Consider the following 17,039-nt stretch of genomic DNA (forward strand, 5'->3'; position numbering starts at 1 on the left):
AAAGTGCACAGGCTGCTTTTTCGTATAGGTGTTCGATACAAAGAAAAGGGAATAAAGTCGAAATAGGTAGAAAGCATCGTTCAGAAGTATCATTTTGCGTGAATCTTTAAGTAAATGTAGAAATCACCAAATATATGACTTACGATAATAGGAGAGAAACAGCGGGAGAAAGAAATCGATGTCCGATCTTAAATCAGGGGGAATGTGTAATGGAAAATGTAAAAGTAGCAATAGTTGACGATAATAAAGAACTAGTGAAAACGATGGTGTCATATTTTGAGAAGCACGATGAAATAGAAGTGATTTGGACAGCGAATAATGGGCAAGTGTGCTTGACGATGTTAGAAGAAGAGCGTCCAGATATTTTATTGTTGGATATTATTATGCCGCATCTTGATGGTATTGGAGTATTAGAGACGCTGAATGAAACGAATAATATGGGGAATATGCAAATCATGATGTTGACGGCTTTTGGACAGGAAAACGTTATGTCGCAAGCCGCAAACCTTGGCGCTTCGTACTTCATGTTGAAGCCATTTGAATTTGACCGCTTGATCGGGCAAATCTTTAAAGCAGCCGGAAAACCAAAAAATACGGCGCCTTCTTTTGTCGTGCAGGAGTCAGCCCAACAGACAGGCGTTGTTACTCAAAAAGTACTTGATACGGCAATTACATCGATGATCAAAGAAATCGGCGTGCCTGCTCATATTAAAGGCTATGCGTTTTTACGCGAAGGAATTCAGATGGTCTATAGTGATGTAGAGTTGCTTGGATCGGTTACGAAGATTCTGTATCCGGATATTGCGAAAAAGTATAATACCACTCCATCCCGTGTGGAACGTGCAATTCGCCATGCGATCGAGGTTGCGTGGAATCGTGGGAATTACGATTTGATTTCGAAGACGTTCGGCTATACAGTCCATCATCTAAAAAGCAAGCCGACGAATAGCGAGTTCATCGCCATGATCGCGGACAAGATCCGTTTAGAGCATATGGTGAGCTGATTGACGTGATAAAAGGATAAAGAGTGTATGCAAACCAACTAATCGGGTGTATTAGTTGGTTTTCGTTTGTACATAGGTAAAGTAGGATACGTTAAGGAGCACGGTCTTGGCGGACGCGTTCTGGTTGTTTCGTTTATTAGTTGGAAAAGTGAATAATGTGAATGCTAATTCATTTGCGCTCATTAATTCGTGTAAGTGATCATACTTTTTCTGCCACCGCTCTTAACTTCCCGTAAGCGCTCATACTTCATTGGCGTCCGCTCTATATTCAACTCCAAGCGCTCATACAGGTAGTATAACCGCTCATTCCATCACTTTACCTCATGTGTTGTTGGACATACATTGCACTAACGATGTATGTATAAACGATGCAATAGACATACCATAGGGATAAAGTCAGTTTTTACTTTGCACGATATGAAAATCGGAGAATGCTGTGAGAAAATGCTTATTTACGCGTTGTAATCACAAAAAGAGCTACCTTTAGTGCTTTGCAATCTTCTATACTAGTAATTAAAGAGGGAGGGATTTCGTTGTTAGTTGAAAATGAATATTTTGAACTTCGAGAAGAAAATAATAAAATTATCATGAACACGAAAAAAGTAGGATATCCGCTAAAGTCATTTGACGCGCTGGCTTCTGATATACCTAGATTGAAACTGAATTCATTCAAGGAGCTGATGAAAGCTCTTCAAACGGAAGGCCAGCATGATATTGGGTCGTACTCCGCTCCTTGTGAAGTATATATATCACCTAGTAAAATGAAGGTAGAATTGTATATTCATGCAACAAACGAAGAGTTTCTTGCTAATAAAGAGCAGTTTCTGAAACAGGCGGAAGAAATGCTCGATCAGCGAGAAATTCGCTACGACAAAGAAAGTCTATTGAATTTGGCCTATCTTCCAAGTAATCCAATTATTATTGCGGTAGGTAAAGAACCTATTCAAGGGGAAAGTGCACGGGTCGAGTATATTGCGATGCCAGATCGTAAACCTATTCTTCGAGATGACGGCTCTGTCGACCATTATGAGTTGAATTTTGTGACGCCGATTGTGAAAGATGAATGGTTGGGTGAAAAGACGCCTGCTCAAGAGGGGCTCGAAGGCTATAATGTCTTTGGTGAACCGATAGCGGCTAAAAAAGGTGAGGACATTAAACTGGTCTATGATCGAAAATCGGTCGGGGAGTTTGAGGAAGATGGCAAAATGGTCTTACGCGCTTTGCATGGCGGTGCACTTGAAGAACTGAACGGCGCCATCAGTGTCGGCAAGCAATTGATCATTCCGGACGACGTAGGTACGAAAACGGGATCGATTACGTTTGATGGTTCAGTGCGTGTGATGGGAACAGTTTCTGCCGGCTTTTCTGTCAATGCGACAGGGGATATTTCTATCGAAGGAAAAGAAGGTATAACAAATGCTAAAGAAATCTACTCTGAAGAAGGCGATGTCTATATTAAAGGCGGCGTGTTTGGTGGAGGAGAAACCATTATTAAAGCTAAGAAAAACGTTTTCGTAAAACATGCGAATAACTGTAAAATCTACGGGGAACGAGTCAATATCGGTCTCTATTCACTTGGATCTGAATTATACGGTGATCATATTTGTATCGATAAACATAAAGGTCGAATCATCGGTGGCGTGGCGGAAGCGATGTTTTCCATCGAATGTGCAACAGTTGGCAATAGCCACGAACGTTTGACGAAACTGATCGTCAAAGGAGTAAATAAAGAACTGGAGCTCGAGGAAATTCAACGCCTTGCGGAAAAACTTAAAGCGGAGCATGCGGAACTGAAGAAAATTGAGCAGACGCTAGATAAATTGAAGAGCGTCAATGCAAGTCTTCCCGCTGGACAGTTGAATATGCTAGAAAAGACATTGCTTGCTAAACAGCAAGGAATTGTATCGCTTGATCAGACGATCAAAAAAAAATTGCAACTTGTGCAAGTGGCTAGCGCACCTACAATTGAAATCACGCGCGAAGCCCATCCGGGTGTCCATCTTGTAATAGGCAATAAAACTAGTATGTTGAGTCGTGTGACAAAAGGCGTTTTCGAACTAACGAGCGAAGGAGTATTAAATGTCTGAGAGTAAAATATTTGCCCACCGTGGTGCGTCTGGACATTATTTTGAAAATACGATGCGTGCTTTTTTAGGGGCTGTGCAAAAAGGTGCGGATGGAATCGAATTAGACGTGCAACAAACGAGCGACGGACAGTTAGTTGTTATTCACGACAATGAATTAGCACGTCTCGCCGGAATTGATCAGCATATTGATCAATTGACGTCAAAGGAACTGCAGCACATCAAAATTGGTAAGAACAGTTACAGGCGAATGTTTGGTCATACCATACCTGTTTTATTTGATGTGGTTTCTTTCTGTTCTGAACATAATTTGGCGCTTAATGTCGAATTAAAAGAAACGGTGTATGGGCAAGTTGCTGCGCTTGAGCAAATTTTACATTACGTTGAACCACTATCTACCGTACATCTTTCTTCGTTTGATTATGAGACGATGCGGATGGTAAGAGAGCTGGACTCGGATATGGAAACCGCATTATTGCTTAGAAAAAAAACGATTGATTGGCAAAATCTTGATGTATATGACGTCGATGCCTTTCATTTTCATAAGCGATTGTGGAAAGATCCGTTTAAACGTCAATTGCTCGAAAGTGGTAAGATATTACGAATGTACGGAGTAACTGGGGCGGAATCTTTTTTATCTGATACCCCCGAAGTGACAGGTTGGATTACGGATTATCCGAAGCGTGTACGCAAAAAAATAAAAGGATCAAGGTAGTGTACCTTGGCCCTTTTATTTCAAGTCTTTTTTAAATCTGTCAGCTGCCCGTCCAGATCTGCGGTCTCGGCGTAATAAAAAGCCTGCAAAGAATCCCAGACCTCCGGCGAAAAGTATGAAACCGCCTAAAAATTGCATCCAAATGAATGGGAATGGCGAAAAAAGATGCCCAAACAATGAATCTCGCATTAATTTTATTCCTAGGGCCGCTGCAATCCCTGGAATCAACAGTACAATAAACGCAGCAAGACGTACCATATCCTTCAACCCCTTACCAATTTAATTTTACCGTGTGGTCATGGATTGTCAAGGACTCTGCCATCATGTACGATATAGGTAGATTGTTTACAAAACTCGCAGCGAAAGCAATAGCCAAAATGTGTCAAATTTGCATTTTCGTCGTGAGAAATTTAGAATCAGTACCATACGCATGAATCTTTATAATCTTTTACTAGCCTGGAGGGATACTTATGGAATTGTTTACGTACATGGAAGATCACGACTATGAGCAACTGGTGCTTTGTTATGACAAGACATCTGGATTGAAAGCGGTTATCGCAATTCACGACACGACACTAGGACCGGCACTTGGTGGCGCCCGCATGTGGACGTATGCTAGCGAAGAAAATGCGATTGAAGATGCATTGAGACTAGCTAAAGGAATGACGTACAAGAACGCTGCAGCAGGTTTGAATCTCGGTGGCGGCAAGACGGTTATAATCGGAGATCCGAAAACGGATAAGAACGATGAACTGTTCCGCGCCTTGGGTCGTTACATAGAAGGGCTAAACGGACGTTATATTACAGCGGAAGATGTTGGGACTACTGAATATGATATGGACTTAATCCATTTGGAAACAAATTTTGTTACAGGTATCTCTTCAGGAGAAGGTACGTCAGGAAACCCTTCCCCGGTTACTGCACTCGGTATTTATAAAGGAATGAAAGCGGCTGCGAAAGAAGCATTCGGTGATGATTCACTTGACGGTAAAACCGTTGCGGTTCAAGGTGTTGGAAATGTTGCCTATACACTTTGCGAATACTTGCATGAAGAAGGCGCAAAATTGATTGTTACGGATATCAATGAAGCAGCAGTAGAACGTGCAGTAGAAGCGTTCGGGGCAACGGCTGTTGCGACGGATGCAATTTACTCACAAGAAGCAGACATCTTTGCTCCATGTGCTCTAGGTGCAGTGATCAACGATGAAACGATTCCACAATTGAAAGTAAAAGTCGTTGCGGGTTCTGCTAATAACCAATTGAAGGAACCAGAACATGGCGATCGCTTGCATGAAATGGGTATCGTCTACGCTCCAGACTACGTGATCAACTCAGGCGGAGTCATCAATGTGGCGGACGAATTGATTGGTTACAATAAAGAGCGTGCACTGAAGCGAGTAGAAGGCATTTACGATACGATCCTAAAGATTTTCGCTATCTCAAAACGAGACGGCATTCCATCCTACCAAGCTGCAGACCGTTTGGCAGAAGAGCGAATTGCAAGAGTTGGTGCAACGAGAAGTACATTCTTGCGTAATGAAAAAAGTATTATATCAAATAAATAATTTAGTAGATGAGTCATAGCGGTAGGCAGGGTCATCTGTCCACCGCTACACTCGCCTGTCTAAAATTATTTGAATACTGTAAGCGAAGGGAGTCCTTTACGTTGAGTAAAGAATATGACGTAGTGATATTAGGTGGCGGAACTGGTGGATATGTAGCAGCCATTCGCGCGGCTCAATTAGGTTTGACAACAGCAATTGTAGAAAAATCCAAACTTGGCGGTACATGTTTGCATAGCGGGTGTATCCCGAGTAAAGCGATGCTAAAAAGTGCGGAAGTCTATCGTGTAACACGTCAAGAAGCGAATGAGTTCGGCGTGAATACGGGAGATGTCACATTGGATTTCTCACAAGTACAAAAACGTAAAGGGAAAATCGTCGATCAATTACATGCAGGTATTGAAGGGTTGATGAAAAAAGGTGAAATCGATGTCTATCAGGGGACAGGTAGAATACTAGGAGCTTCTATTTTCTCTCCAATGCCTGGAACTATTTCCGTGGAAATGGATAATGGTAATGAAAATGAAATATTGATTCTAAAAAATCTCGTGATTGCTACTGGATCAAAACCGAGATCATTACCTGGACTCGAAGTAGATGAGTCGTCTGTAATGACATCCGACGGAGCTTTATTAATGAATGCGCTTCCATCTTCGATTACGATTATTGGTGGCGGTGTAATTGGTATCGAGTGGGCTTCTATGCTAGTAGATTTCGGTGTGGATGTAACAGTCATGGATCGTCTAGAGCAGATATTGGCAACAGAAGATCATGAAGTTGCTGTTGCCATGCATAAAGCACTCAAAAAACGCGGTGTAAAGTTCATATTAGGTGCAGAAATTTTGACGCAGTCGTTGCAGAAAAATGACAATGAGGTCACGATTTCTTATAAGTTAGGTGATGATGAACAGTCGATCACGAGCGAGAAGATGTTGGTGTCTGTTGGACGCGCTCCAGTTATCAATGACATCGGTTTACAAAACACCGATATTCAAGTCGAAAAGGGGTCGATTCAAACGAATGCGCATTATCAAACAAAAGACGATCATATTTATGCAATCGGTGATGTAATTGGCGGCCTTCAATTGGCGCATGTAGCGGAACATGAAGGATTGCATGCGATCGAACATATAGCAGGAAAACAGCTAGATCCGATTGATTACGATCTAGTACCACGTTGTGTCTACTCTTACCCGGAAACTGCGGCAGTTGGCTTGACCGAGCAACAAGCGAAAGATCGAGGGTTTGAGGTGAAGATCGGAAAATTCCCGTTCAAAGCAAACGGCAAAGCGTTGGTTAACGGTCATGCGGATGGTTTTGTGAAACTCATCGTAGATCAGCAGACGGATGATATTATCGGTGTTCATATGATGGGCTCGCATGTAACGGATTTAATTTCTGAAGCAGGCTTAGCGATGGTGATGAATGCAATTCCTTGGGAAATATCCTCGGCAATTCATCCTCACCCGACATTATCTGAAGCGTTCAGTGAAGCGGCATTAGCAGTTGAAGGGCTAGCCATTCACATGTAAAGGAGGAAATGGAATGAGTAATCGGCATATTGAATTGGGTTTGACAGATGAAGACGTGTTGCACATGTATGAGACGATGCTGATGGCACGTCGTTTAGATGAGAGAATGTGGTTGCTAAACCGTGCGGGGAAGATTCCGTTCGTCATCTCTTGTCAAGGACAAGAGGCGGCACAGGTAGGGGCTTCATTCGCTTTGAATAATGAAAAGGACTGGATTGCACCGTACTACCGTGATATGGGAGTTGTCTTACATTTTGGTATGACGCCGAAAGATTTGATGTTATCGGCTTTCGCCAAGGCGGAAGACCCGAACTCCGGTGGACGGCAGATGCCAGGTCACTTTGGCCAACGCAAGAATCGTATTTTGACAGGATCTTCACCTGTTACAACACAATTACCACATGCTGTCGGTGTAGCACTCGCCGCAAAGATGAATAAAGAAGACTTCATTACGTTCGTGACTCTTGGTGAAGGTTCTTCCAATCAGGGAGACTTCCATGAAGGTATGAACTTTGCTGGTGTGCATAAGTTACCTACAGTGATTATGGTGGAAAATAATAAATATGCAATCTCCGTACCTATAAGTAAACAAATAGCTTGTGAGAATGTCTCCGATCGTGCAATTGGTTACGGTATGCCAGGCTACACTGTAGATGGAAGAGATCCGCTGACAGTGTATGAAGTAGTAAAAAAAGCGGCAGACCGAGCTAGAAACGGAGAAGGTCCGACATTAGTCGAAGCGGTATGTTATCGATTGACTGCACACTCTTCAGATGATGATCAACGTCAATACCGAGATGCAGAAGAGTTGGAAGACGAAAGAAAACAAGATCCGTTATTGTCATTCATTCAGTATCTGAAAGAAGTTAACGTCTTGACGGATGAAAAGTATGATGAGATTGAAGAACGAGTGAAACTGCAGGTCGATGAAGCGACAGAGTATGCGGAACTGGCGGAATACGCGAAGCCAGAACATGCACTGCGCTATGTCTATGAAGAAAAGGGAGGCGAAGCATAATGGCCGTTCGTTCATTTATAGATGCGATCAACCTGGCGATGAAAGAAGAAATGGAACGCGACGACCAAGTATTCGTACTTGGAGAAGATGTTGGCCGTAAAGGCGGTGTGTTTAAAGCAACAACTGGTCTATACGATCAATTCGGTGAATACCGTTCGCTTGATACACCTCTCGCTGAGTCAGCAATCGCAGGAGTTGCGATTGGTGCTGCAATGTATGGTATGCGTCCGATTGCCGAAATGCAGTTTGCTGATTTTATTATGCCGGCGGTCAATCAGATCGTCTCTGAAGCAGCGAAAATCCGTTATCGCTCGAATAATGATTTTACTTGTCCTATCGTCATTCGCGCTCCTTTTGGTGGTGGCGTTCACGGAGCTTTATATCATTCACAGTCCGTTGAATCAATGTTTGCTTCAACACCTGGCTTGAAAATTGTCATTCCATCCACTCCTTACGATGCGAAAGGTTTGCTAAAAGCGGCAGTGCGCGATGAAGATCCCGTGCTATTCTTCGAGCATAAGCGCGCGTATCGGTTGATCAAAGGCGAAGTTCCGGATGATGATTATGTATTGCCGATCGGGAAAGCAGATGTGAAGCGTGAAGGAGAAGATGTAACGATTATCACGTATGGACTATGTGTTCATTTCGCACTGCAGGCTGCAGAACGTTTAGCTGAAGATGATATTTCTGTTCATATTTTGGATCTACGTACAGTCTATCCATTAGATAAAGAAGCGATCATTGAGGCCGCTTCGAAAACAGGCAAAGTTCTATTGGTGACAGAAGATAACCTAGAAGGCAGCATCATGAGTGAAGTTTCTGCGATTATTGCAGAAAATTGTTTATTTGAATTGGATGCGCCAATCAAGCGATTAGCAGGACCTGACGTACCTGCCATGCCATATGCCCCTTCTATGGAAAAGTTCTTTATGATGAATCCTGAAAAGGTCGAAAAAGCAGCAAGGGATTTAGCGGAATTTTAATTAAGGAGGCGTAAGGATATGGGCATTGAAGAGATTACTATGCCGAAACTGGGTGAGAGTGTTACAGAAGGAACTATCGAAAAATGGCTTGTCGCTCCCGGTGATACGGTATCAAAATATGATTCGCTTGCGGAAGTGACAACCGATAAAGTCACAGCTGAAGTCCCTTCTTCATTCTCGGGGACGATTAAAGAAATTATCGCAAATGAAGGCGATACGATTGAAGTGGGCGAGACGGTTTGTTTGATTGAAATTGAAGGCGACGTAGATGAGCCTGTACAAGTTTCAGCACCTAAAGCAGAAGCACCAGCTGAAAAACCTGCACTGCAACAAACACCGAAAACGAAATCACAACCCGCAGCGGGAGGCAAGGCAGCAGGCCGATTTTCTCCTGCTGTGCTGAAGATGTCTCAAGAAAATGGCATTGACTTGTCTCAAGTAAGTGGCACGGGACGCGAAGGACGTATTACGCGAAAAGATATTCAAGCGTTCATTGAAAGTGGCGGAGTACAATCGCGACCAACCATACAAGAAGTTGCTGTTCAAGAAGAGTCGCCACAACAAGTGGCACCTACGGAGAAACAGTCAGCTCCTGAACAATCTATCTCGTCAAATATGAAACTTGAAAATGGTGATATTGAAATTCCGGTAACGAGTGTACGACGCGCAATTGCAAACAATATGGTGCGTTCTGTTACCGAAGCGCCACATGCTTGGATGATGATAGAAGTGGACGTAACGGAACTTGTCTTGCTGCGTGATAGCGTCAAAAAGGAATTCAAAGAAAAAGAAGGATTCAATTTGACGTACTTCGCCTTCTTCATCAAAGCCATTTCGCAAGCATTGAAGGAATATCCGGAAATGAACTCGATGTGGGCAGGCGATACGATCGTCATGAAAAAAGACATTAACATTTCGATTGCGGTAGCAACGGACGATGCATTATACGTTCCTGTCATCAAAGGGACGGATGAAAAGACCATTAAAGGTATTGGTCGCGAAATACATGAGTTGGCTGGAAAAGTACGTAATGGCAAGCTGAAATCAACAGAGATGCAAGGCGGTACGTTCACGGTCAACAATACTGGCTCATTTGGATCTGTTCAGTCGATGGGGATTATCAATTATCCGCAGGCTGCTATTTTGCAAGTGGAGTCGATCGTCAAGCGTCCAGTTATTATGGACAATGGCATGATGGCTGCACGCGATATGGTCAACCTTTGTTTATCGCTTGATCACCGCGTGCTTGACGGGCTCGTCTGTGGACGTTTCCTTGCACGTGTGAAAGAGTTGTTAGAAGGTATGGCTAAAGATAAGACTTCTTTATATTAAAATTCGACAACCTCCAAAATTGGTTTTGGAGGTTGTTTTTGGATGGTAAAGGGAAATTAGTGGTTGGATGCAGATCAATTACTTGTGGAAGTGTGTGAATGATTGCTGTGTTTTTTGCTAATGTAAGTTCAAGTGCAGAGTATGTCCAAGATGACGTGAGGAATTATTGTGGTATGAGCGGTTGGAGAAGCTTTATGAGCGCTTAGAGATGAATATAGAGCGGGTTTGGATGAGGTATGAGCGCTTGTTGGAAGTTAAGAGCGGTTACGGAGAAAGAATGATCGCTTACACGAATTAATGAGCGCTAACGAATTGGCATTCATTCATTATTCACCTTTCCAATTTAAAAACGATACACTGTTGATCAGCGTCGCGTTTCCTTTAACCACTTGCTAAGCGAAAGTCTATAGCCGCGCATAAAAAGTCATCAATTCGTATGAGTATAATAAAATTAGACGGAAACTTCTGATTTCCCTCTTCCTTCATAACGTACTCTGCGATACACTAGAACTATTAATGGTTTTTAAGAGGGGAAGGAGCACCAGTATGCCTATACATGATATGAAAACATTTACTTTTACAGCCCCCAACTTTACTGAATGGAAAGAAGCGGCTGTTTTATCTCTAAAAGGAAAGCCTTTTGAATCGTTATACACGAAAACGATTGAAGGCATTGAACTTAAGCCACTTTACACTAAAGAGGATCTGGACCAATTGGAACTTTCACGCGTCACGAAGCCTGCATTCGGCTGGACTGTCGCACAACCTGTCAGTGCAACAAATGGGGAACAATTCGTAGAGCAGATGAAAGAATCTTTGGCCCGGGGCAATGAAGCAATCGCTTACAATGGACTGAAGCCTTTAGTCTGGGCGGAACAAGACATTAAGCAAGTAGCTGAACTGATTACACACTATCCGATTTTATTCACTGAAATGCAAAGCGATGATCCGATATTGCAAGCTTTCAATTATATAGAAGAAACAAAGCGTAAAGACGTTACAGGAATTTGTATTAGCGCAGTTCCGTTAGTGCTAGAAGGATTCCCGGGAGTCCGTACAAAGGGCGCCGATTTATGGAGTGTGCATCATGAAGGAGCGGACGCGGTAACAGAACTCGCGTTATCACTTTCAATTGCTGCTGAACTGGCAGAGGAAGCTGCTTCATTTGAAGAATTTACAAACGACTTCTATGCACGATTTGCTGCTGACACACACTTCTTCATGGAAATCGCGAAGTTCCGTGCGTTTCGCGTGTTATGGAAATTATTCAACGAAGCATATGGTGTGGAAAACGCGAAGCAAGTGCCTTTGCTCGGGATTACTTCACTGCGCTCATACTCGAAACTCGATCCGTATGTAAACTTATTACGTGGTGGAAATTCAGCATTCGCGGCTGTTTTAGGTGGAGCGGATTGGCTGACCGTATTACCGCATGATGTATTGACTGGAACGTCTCCAAGCTCGAATCGTTACGCCCGAAATATTCAATTGATTTTGAAGGAAGAAACGCATATCGATCAAGTACTTGATCCGGCGGGCGGTTCCTATTTCATTGAATCGTTAACGACTGAATTAATTCGCAAATCATGGGCAAAGTTCCTAGAGATTGAAGAGAATGGTGGGTATCAAGCCTTCTTGCAGTCTGGTGAATTAAGCAAACTTTATGCGCAACGCCAGAAAGAAATGGCTACGGGTAAGAAGACATTGATTGGTACGAATGTCTACGCGGAATTGACAGACGTGAATTATGCGAATGAATCGACTGTGACTGTAGCAAAACGATTGGCAGAGCCATTTGAACATATTCGTTCCAAGCAAAAAGACGAGTTGCCGAAAACTGTTTTGCTCAACTTCGGTGCGTTGAAAGATTATAAACCTCGTGCAGATTTCGTCAGTGGATTCTTGGCAGTTGGCGGTATCGAAGCGACATGGAGTCCTTCTTTCGAGTCAAACGATCAAGCGCTCAGTTGGATCGACCAGCAACAGCCAGATTATGCAGTAATTTGTGCATCGGCTGCCGATACAGAAGAAGTCGTAACCAACTTCTTAGCTTCCTATAAAGGAAACTGTTCAATCGATACAGCAGGTAAATATCCATCAGAAACAGCTGATCAGTGGATTGCCAATGGACTGAATGGTTTCATTTTCGCAGGACAGGATAAGATCGAAAAGCTAAATACTATTATTATGCAAACTAAAGGAGGTCTTTCCGTTGAGTAAACCTGATTTTCATAAAGTGAATATAGAGCAATCACTCAATGAACTCTCACAGCAAGCATTGTCAAAAGAGAATTTTTTAACGAATGAAGGAATCAATGTAGCGCCTGTCTATACAGCAACAGACATTGAAAACACGGAGCATTTGAAAGACTTCCCAGGCATTGCACCGAACACGCGTGGACCGTATCCGACGATGTATGTTGCGCGTCCTTGGACAGTTCGTCAATACGCTGGGTTTTCTACCGCGGAAGAAAGTAACGCGTTTTACCGTAGAAACTTGGCGATGGGGCAAAAAGGACTTTCTGTAGCGTTCGACCTTGCGACTCACCGCGGCTATGACTCCGATCATCCGCGTGTAACGGGAGACGTAGGTAAAGCGGGTGTTGCGATCGACTCCATTGAAGATATGAAGATTTTATTCGCGGGTATTCCTCTTGATCAAATGTCGGTATCGATGACAATGAACGGTGCGGTATTGCCGATTATGGCATTTTATATCGTAGCGGCTGAAGAGTCCGGTGTAAGTTCTGAGAAACTTTCTGGTACGATACAGAATGATATTTTGAAAGAGTATATGGTACGGAACACGTATATCTTCCCGCCGGCCATGTCGATGCGAATCATTGCGGATATTTTCTCGTATACATCTGAAAATATGCCGAAATTCAACTCGATTTCAATCTCGGGCTACCATATGCAAGAAGCGGGCGCGACTGCGGATATCGAGCTTGCGTATACACTTGCAGACGGCTTGGAATATGTTCGTACAGGTTTGAAGGCGGGTATCGATATCGATTCATTCGCACCTCGTTTGTCATTCTTCTGGGCGATCGGCATGAACTACTATATGGAAATAGCGAAAATGAGAGCGGCACGGAAAATTTGGGCGCAGATGATGCAGTCGTTTGAACCGAAGAACCCAAAGACACTGGCATTGCGTACACACTCCCAAACTTCAGGCTGGAGTTTGACGGAGCAAGATCCATTCAATAACGTAACCCGTACGTTAGTTGAAGCAAATGCCTCATCTATGGGTCACACGCAGTCACTGCACACCAACGCATTGGATGAAGCCATCGCGTTACCGACAGACTTCTCGGCTCGTATTGCTCGTAACACGCAGTTATTTTTACAAGAAGAGACGATGATGACAAAAGTCATCGATCCTTGGGGCGGTTCATACTATGTGGAGAAATTAACGGAAGAGTTAATGGACAAAGCATGGGAATTAATCGGTGAAATTGAGTCACTCGGTGGCATGGCAGAAGCGATTGAAACAGGCTTGCCGAAAATGAAAATTGAAGAAGCAGCGGCAAAGCGCCAGGCGAAAATCGATTCGAAAGCGGAAACGATTGTCGGCGTCAATAAGTATCGTTTGGATACGGAAGATGCGATTGATATTTTGGATATCGACAATACGATGGTACGTCAGAAGCAAATTGACCGCATCAACGATATGAAGGACAAGCGCGATGAGAAAGTAGTTCAAGCTACTCTTACGGCGATCACGGAGGCAGCTAAGAGCGGTGAAGGAAACCTCCTTGCACTGGCTGTAGACGCAGCAAGAGCGCGCGCAACAATCGGTGAAATTTCGGATGCGATTGAATCGGTATCCGGCAGACATAAGGCGGTGATCCGATCAGTGAGCGGTGTATATAGCGCAAACTTCTCAAATGAAGAAGAAATCCAAGAAGTGAAAGATATGACAGATGAGTTCCTGGAAAATGAAGGACGTCGTCCACGTATTTTGGTTGCGAAAATGGGTCAGGACGGACATGACCGTGGAGCGAAAGTTATCGCGTCTTCATTCGCCGATTTAGGCTTCGACGTGGATATCGGTCCTTTATTCCAGACACCAGAAGAGACAGCTTTGCAGGCGGCGGAAAATGATGTGCATGTCATCGGTGTCAGTTCACTGGCAGCAGGTCATAAAACATTGGTGCCAACATTGCGTGAAGAACTAAAGAAAATCAACCGTGAAGATATTTTAGTCGTAGTAGGTGGCGTGATTCCGGCACAGGATTACGATTTCTTGCGCAAGAATGGCGCAGCGGCAATCTTTGGCCCGGGTACAGTCATTCCGGTGGCGGCTCAAAAAGTCATCGAGGAAATTTACCGACAGCTTGGCTATGAGGAAGTGACGGATTGACAGAAAAACAAAACGGACGAGATGAATCAGCAATGCATGTGATGCGCGGAATAGAATCCACACATGATGGATTTGTTGCCTCTTCACGTAAACGCTTTGTTAAGAAAGATCCATCTCATAAAAACTTGGATGTATTGCAACAGGAAATAGAAAATGGCTCTCGTTTGTATTTAGCACGGGGTATTACGTTGCTTGAAAGTACGAAGCCTAGCGATAAGAAGGTCGGTCAGGAAGTGTTGACTAGCCTTCTACCAAAAACGGGCAATTGTATACGTATTGGGATTACAGGTGTGCCGGGTGCAGGGAAAAGTACATTCATCGAAGCGTTCGGTTTAATGCTTGCAGATATGGGCCATAAAGTGGCGGTGCTTGCGATTGATCCGAGTTCTACACTGACTGGCGGAAGTATCTTGGGTGACAAGACGCGTATGGAAGAGTTGGCACGGCATAAGAATGCTTTTATCCGACCTTCTCCATCAGCCGGTACACTGGGTGGTGTACATAAGAAATCTCGCGAAACGATGCTGCTTTGTGAAGCGGCGGGATATGACGTCATTTTGATTGAAACTGTAGGGGTTGGTCAAGGTGAAACGATTGTCCGCGGAATGGTCGATTATTTCTTATTGCTTGTGCTGACTGGTGCTGGTGACGAACTACAAGGAATGAAAAAGGGGATCATGGAGCTGACGGATGGTATTGTCGTGCATAAGAATGATGGTGCCAATAAGCCGTTAGTCAAAAAAACGGTGCGTGAATATACACGAATCATGCATATGCTGCAACCTGCTTCTCCTGAATGGACGTCGAAAGTACAACCGGTTTCGTCTATAGAAAAGACCGGCTTGGAAGCGGTATGGGAAACGGTTTTGGAATTTGAAAAGGAAATGAAAGAAAAGAATCATTGGGACACAAGACGTCAGCATCAAACACGCGATTGGTTCCATGCGATGATCCGAGATCACTTGATTGATTCATTTTTCTCAGAGCAAGGACGAAAAACGCAGGTGAAGGCACTTGAGGAAGAATTGCTCGACGGTCATTTAACGGTAACTGGAGCAATTGACCGATTGTTTTCTTCTTAATTTCTGCAAGGATATGCTATGATTGAAGAGGATAGTCTATTTATTATCAGCGATGTGTTAAAGCGAAACTGAAGAGGCTGTCACAATTATAGAGTACAAGAGAGGAGATACTGTAAAATGACTATGAACTTTGATTTTTACATGAACGATATGACAAACCAAGCGAGATCCGAAATGGAAGCGAGCGGCTACAAGCAATTGAAAACACCTGAGGACGTAGAGGAAGCATTCAAGCAACCTGGTACGACATTAGTCATGGTGAACTCCGTTTGTGGATGCGCCGGCGGAATCGCTCGTCCAGCAGCTGCACACGCAGTACATTACGACAAGCGCCCTGACCACTTGGTAACAGTATTTGCTGGACAAGACAAAGAAGCAACTGCACAGGCACGTATGCACTTCGGTGAAGATCACATTCCATCTTCTCCATCATTCGCTTTGCTAAAAGACGGCAAATTGATCGGTGAAGTAGGACGTTTTGAAATCGAAGGACATGATCCGATGTCAGTCGTTGTCAATCTTCAAGACCAATTTGAAGAACACTGCGAAGAACTGTAATAAACGAAAGCGGAATGCGCCGTTTAGTCTCGACAGACGCTGGAAGGCCTGAAGCAAAAGGGCGAACTTGCCTTTTGAATCAGGACTGAAGCGATCCGAGAGACTGGCGCATGTAGCTGGAAGGTAATAAAAAACAGTTCGCATATGCAAATATGCGAACTGTCATTAAGATTATAAGAACATGCTGAGACCCATGACCATGGTAGATGCAATCATGGCGATAATCATCAAGTAGACAACTGTTTTTTGGATTTTTTTATTACTCATGCAGTCAAACTCCTTACGCGTTGGAATTGGTTTCTTTCTATTTTAACAGAAATAAGGATTTTCACAACTAGAATGGCTGTTATATGTTCAGGTAGTAGAATCGTAGTAAAAGGGGAATGTGCTATGAACAAAGTAGATCATATAGGGATTGCTGTAAAAAGTATAGATGAATCAGTTAACTATTACATAGATACACTCGGATTGACAGTCATTGCTATTGAAGAAGTTGCTAGCCAAGGGGTTAAAGTAGCGTTCATTGATGCACATAACGTCAAGATTGAGTTACTTGAACCGATGACGGAGACTAGTCCCATTGCGAAGTTTATTGAAAAACGCGGTGAAGGGGTTCACCATATCGCATTTGGTGTAACGGATATTCGTTCAAGAATGAGGGAATTGGAAGAAAAGGGCGTTCAACTACTTTCAGATGAACCCAAACCAGGTGCTGGCGGAGCAGAAGTAGCATTTTTGCATCCTAAATCATCGTATGGCGTGCTCTATGAATTATGTGAAAAGACTAAGGGGGAATAATA

Annotated in this window: 15 protein-coding genes; 13 read left to right on the forward strand and 2 right to left on the reverse strand. The window is 43.5% G+C overall.

What is annotated here, in order from left to right:
* Window positions 1–209: 209 nt before the first annotated feature.
* The 3 genes from spo0A to SporoP8_RS00425 all read left to right on the forward strand — a co-directional run bounded on the left by spo0A (window position 210) and on the right by SporoP8_RS00425 (window position 3,803).
* Window positions 210–1,004 carry a sporulation transcription factor Spo0A gene (gene spo0A / locus SporoP8_RS00415; RefSeq protein WP_085130508.1) on the forward strand — a complete coding sequence of 265 codons (795 nt, stop codon included), beginning with the start codon at window positions 210–212 and terminating at the stop codon, window positions 1,002–1,004.
* Window positions 1,005–1,537: 533 nt separating this feature from the next.
* Entirely contained in the window at window positions 1,538–3,091 is a 1,554-nt protein-coding gene (locus SporoP8_RS00420; RefSeq protein ID WP_085130510.1) for a flagellar assembly protein A, read from the forward strand.
* Window positions 3,084–3,803: a glycerophosphodiester phosphodiesterase gene (locus SporoP8_RS00425; RefSeq protein ID WP_085130512.1), complete on the forward strand. Its 720-nt coding sequence runs from the start codon at window positions 3,084–3,086 to the stop codon at window positions 3,801–3,803. Before SporoP8_RS00420 ends, SporoP8_RS00425 begins: the two co-directional genes overlap by 8 nt.
* 15 nt (window positions 3,804–3,818) lie before the next feature.
* Here SporoP8_RS00425 and SporoP8_RS00430 read toward each other — a convergent pair whose 3' ends face one another.
* Window positions 3,819–4,061 (reverse strand): DUF2627 domain-containing protein, encoded by a 243-nt coding sequence (locus SporoP8_RS00430; RefSeq protein ID WP_085130514.1) that lies wholly within the window; start codon window positions 4,059–4,061, stop codon window positions 3,819–3,821.
* Between the two features lie 212 nt (window positions 4,062–4,273).
* Between SporoP8_RS00430 and SporoP8_RS00435 the strand changes: the two genes are divergently transcribed.
* From SporoP8_RS00435 to SporoP8_RS00475, 9 genes are all read left to right on the forward strand, one after another.
* Complete coding sequence (locus tag SporoP8_RS00435) at window positions 4,274–5,368, forward strand: Leu/Phe/Val dehydrogenase (protein WP_085130516.1); 1,095 nt, start codon at window positions 4,274–4,276, stop codon at window positions 5,366–5,368.
* Window positions 5,369–5,469: 101 nt separating this feature from the next.
* Window positions 5,470–6,897 carry a dihydrolipoyl dehydrogenase gene (lpdA, locus tag SporoP8_RS00440; RefSeq protein WP_085130518.1) on the forward strand — a complete coding sequence of 476 codons (1,428 nt, stop codon included), beginning with the start codon at window positions 5,470–5,472 and terminating at the stop codon, window positions 6,895–6,897.
* Between the two features lie 13 nt (window positions 6,898–6,910).
* Window positions 6,911–7,915, forward strand: coding sequence for a thiamine pyrophosphate-dependent dehydrogenase E1 component subunit alpha (locus tag SporoP8_RS00445; protein WP_085130520.1), 1,005 nt, complete (start codon window positions 6,911–6,913; stop codon window positions 7,913–7,915).
* Window positions 7,915–8,898, forward strand: a complete 984-nt coding sequence (locus tag SporoP8_RS00450; RefSeq protein ID WP_085130522.1) for an alpha-ketoacid dehydrogenase subunit beta — start codon at window positions 7,915–7,917, stop codon at window positions 8,896–8,898. The genes SporoP8_RS00445 and SporoP8_RS00450 overlap by 1 nt, the downstream gene beginning before the upstream one ends.
* An 18-nt stretch (window positions 8,899–8,916) precedes the next feature.
* On the forward strand, window positions 8,917–10,230 hold the full coding sequence (locus SporoP8_RS00455; RefSeq protein WP_085130524.1) for a dihydrolipoamide acetyltransferase family protein: 1,314 nt from the start codon (window positions 8,917–8,919) through the stop codon (window positions 10,228–10,230).
* Window positions 10,231–10,776: 546 nt separating this feature from the next.
* Window positions 10,777–12,450, forward strand: coding sequence for a methylmalonyl-CoA mutase family protein (locus SporoP8_RS00460; protein WP_198166044.1), 1,674 nt, complete (start codon window positions 10,777–10,779; stop codon window positions 12,448–12,450).
* Complete coding sequence (gene scpA, locus SporoP8_RS00465; protein WP_085130528.1) at window positions 12,443–14,599, forward strand: methylmalonyl-CoA mutase; 2,157 nt, start codon at window positions 12,443–12,445, stop codon at window positions 14,597–14,599. Before SporoP8_RS00460 ends, scpA begins: the two co-directional genes overlap by 8 nt.
* A 32-nt stretch (window positions 14,600–14,631) precedes the next feature.
* The gene (gene meaB, locus SporoP8_RS00470; protein ID WP_085133512.1) at window positions 14,632–15,681 is read left to right on the forward strand and encodes a methylmalonyl Co-A mutase-associated GTPase MeaB; all 1,050 of its coding nucleotides are present in this window, start codon (window positions 14,632–14,634) and stop codon (window positions 15,679–15,681) included.
* Window positions 15,682–15,798: 117 nt separating this feature from the next.
* On the forward strand, window positions 15,799–16,239 hold the full coding sequence (locus SporoP8_RS00475; RefSeq protein WP_085130530.1) for a BrxA/BrxB family bacilliredoxin: 441 nt from the start codon (window positions 15,799–15,801) through the stop codon (window positions 16,237–16,239).
* 171 nt (window positions 16,240–16,410) lie between these two features.
* Here SporoP8_RS00475 and prli42 read toward each other — a convergent pair whose 3' ends face one another.
* A complete protein-coding gene (prli42, locus tag SporoP8_RS16420; RefSeq protein ID WP_157111209.1) occupies window positions 16,411–16,506 on the reverse strand; it encodes a stressosome-associated protein Prli42 in 96 nt (31 codons plus the stop codon).
* A gap of 123 nt (window positions 16,507–16,629) precedes the next feature.
* Between prli42 and mce the strand changes: the two genes are divergently transcribed.
* The gene (mce, locus tag SporoP8_RS00480; protein ID WP_085130532.1) at window positions 16,630–17,037 is read left to right on the forward strand and encodes a methylmalonyl-CoA epimerase; all 408 of its coding nucleotides are present in this window, start codon (window positions 16,630–16,632) and stop codon (window positions 17,035–17,037) included.
* Window positions 17,038–17,039: the final 2 nt, after the last annotated feature.

Source organism: Sporosarcina ureae, assembly GCF_002101375.1.
GTDB classification, from domain to species: domain Bacteria; phylum Bacillota; class Bacilli; order Bacillales_A; family Planococcaceae; genus Sporosarcina; species Sporosarcina ureae_B.

Excerpts from the sequence above, each read along its gene's own strand:
- SporoP8_RS00430 (WP_085130514.1), bottom strand. The coding sequence starts at position 4,061 with ATGGTACGTCTTGCTGCGTTTATTGTACTGTTGATTCCAGGGATTGCA.
- SporoP8_RS00460 (WP_198166044.1), top strand. The coding sequence starts at position 10,777 with ATGCCTATACATGATATGAAAACATTTACTTTTACAGCCCCCAACTTT.
- SporoP8_RS00455 (WP_085130524.1), top strand. The coding sequence starts at position 8,917 with ATGGGCATTGAAGAGATTACTATGCCGAAACTGGGTGAGAGTGTTACA.
- SporoP8_RS00450 (WP_085130522.1), top strand. The coding sequence starts at position 7,915 with ATGGCCGTTCGTTCATTTATAGATGCGATCAACCTGGCGATGAAAGAA.
- mce (WP_085130532.1), top strand. The coding sequence starts at position 16,630 with ATGAACAAAGTAGATCATATAGGGATTGCTGTAAAAAGTATAGATGAA.
- SporoP8_RS00425 (WP_085130512.1), top strand. The coding sequence starts at position 3,084 with ATGTCTGAGAGTAAAATATTTGCCCACCGTGGTGCGTCTGGACATTAT.
- meaB (WP_085133512.1), top strand. The coding sequence starts at position 14,632 with ATGCATGTGATGCGCGGAATAGAATCCACACATGATGGATTTGTTGCC.
- SporoP8_RS00435 (WP_085130516.1), top strand. The coding sequence starts at position 4,274 with ATGGAATTGTTTACGTACATGGAAGATCACGACTATGAGCAACTGGTG.
- SporoP8_RS00445 (WP_085130520.1), top strand. The coding sequence starts at position 6,911 with ATGAGTAATCGGCATATTGAATTGGGTTTGACAGATGAAGACGTGTTG.
- SporoP8_RS00475 (WP_085130530.1), top strand. The coding sequence starts at position 15,799 with ATGACTATGAACTTTGATTTTTACATGAACGATATGACAAACCAAGCG.
- prli42 (WP_157111209.1), bottom strand. The coding sequence starts at position 16,506 with ATGAGTAATAAAAAAATCCAAAAAACAGTTGTCTACTTGATGATTATC.
- spo0A (WP_085130508.1), top strand. The coding sequence starts at position 210 with ATGGAAAATGTAAAAGTAGCAATAGTTGACGATAATAAAGAACTAGTG.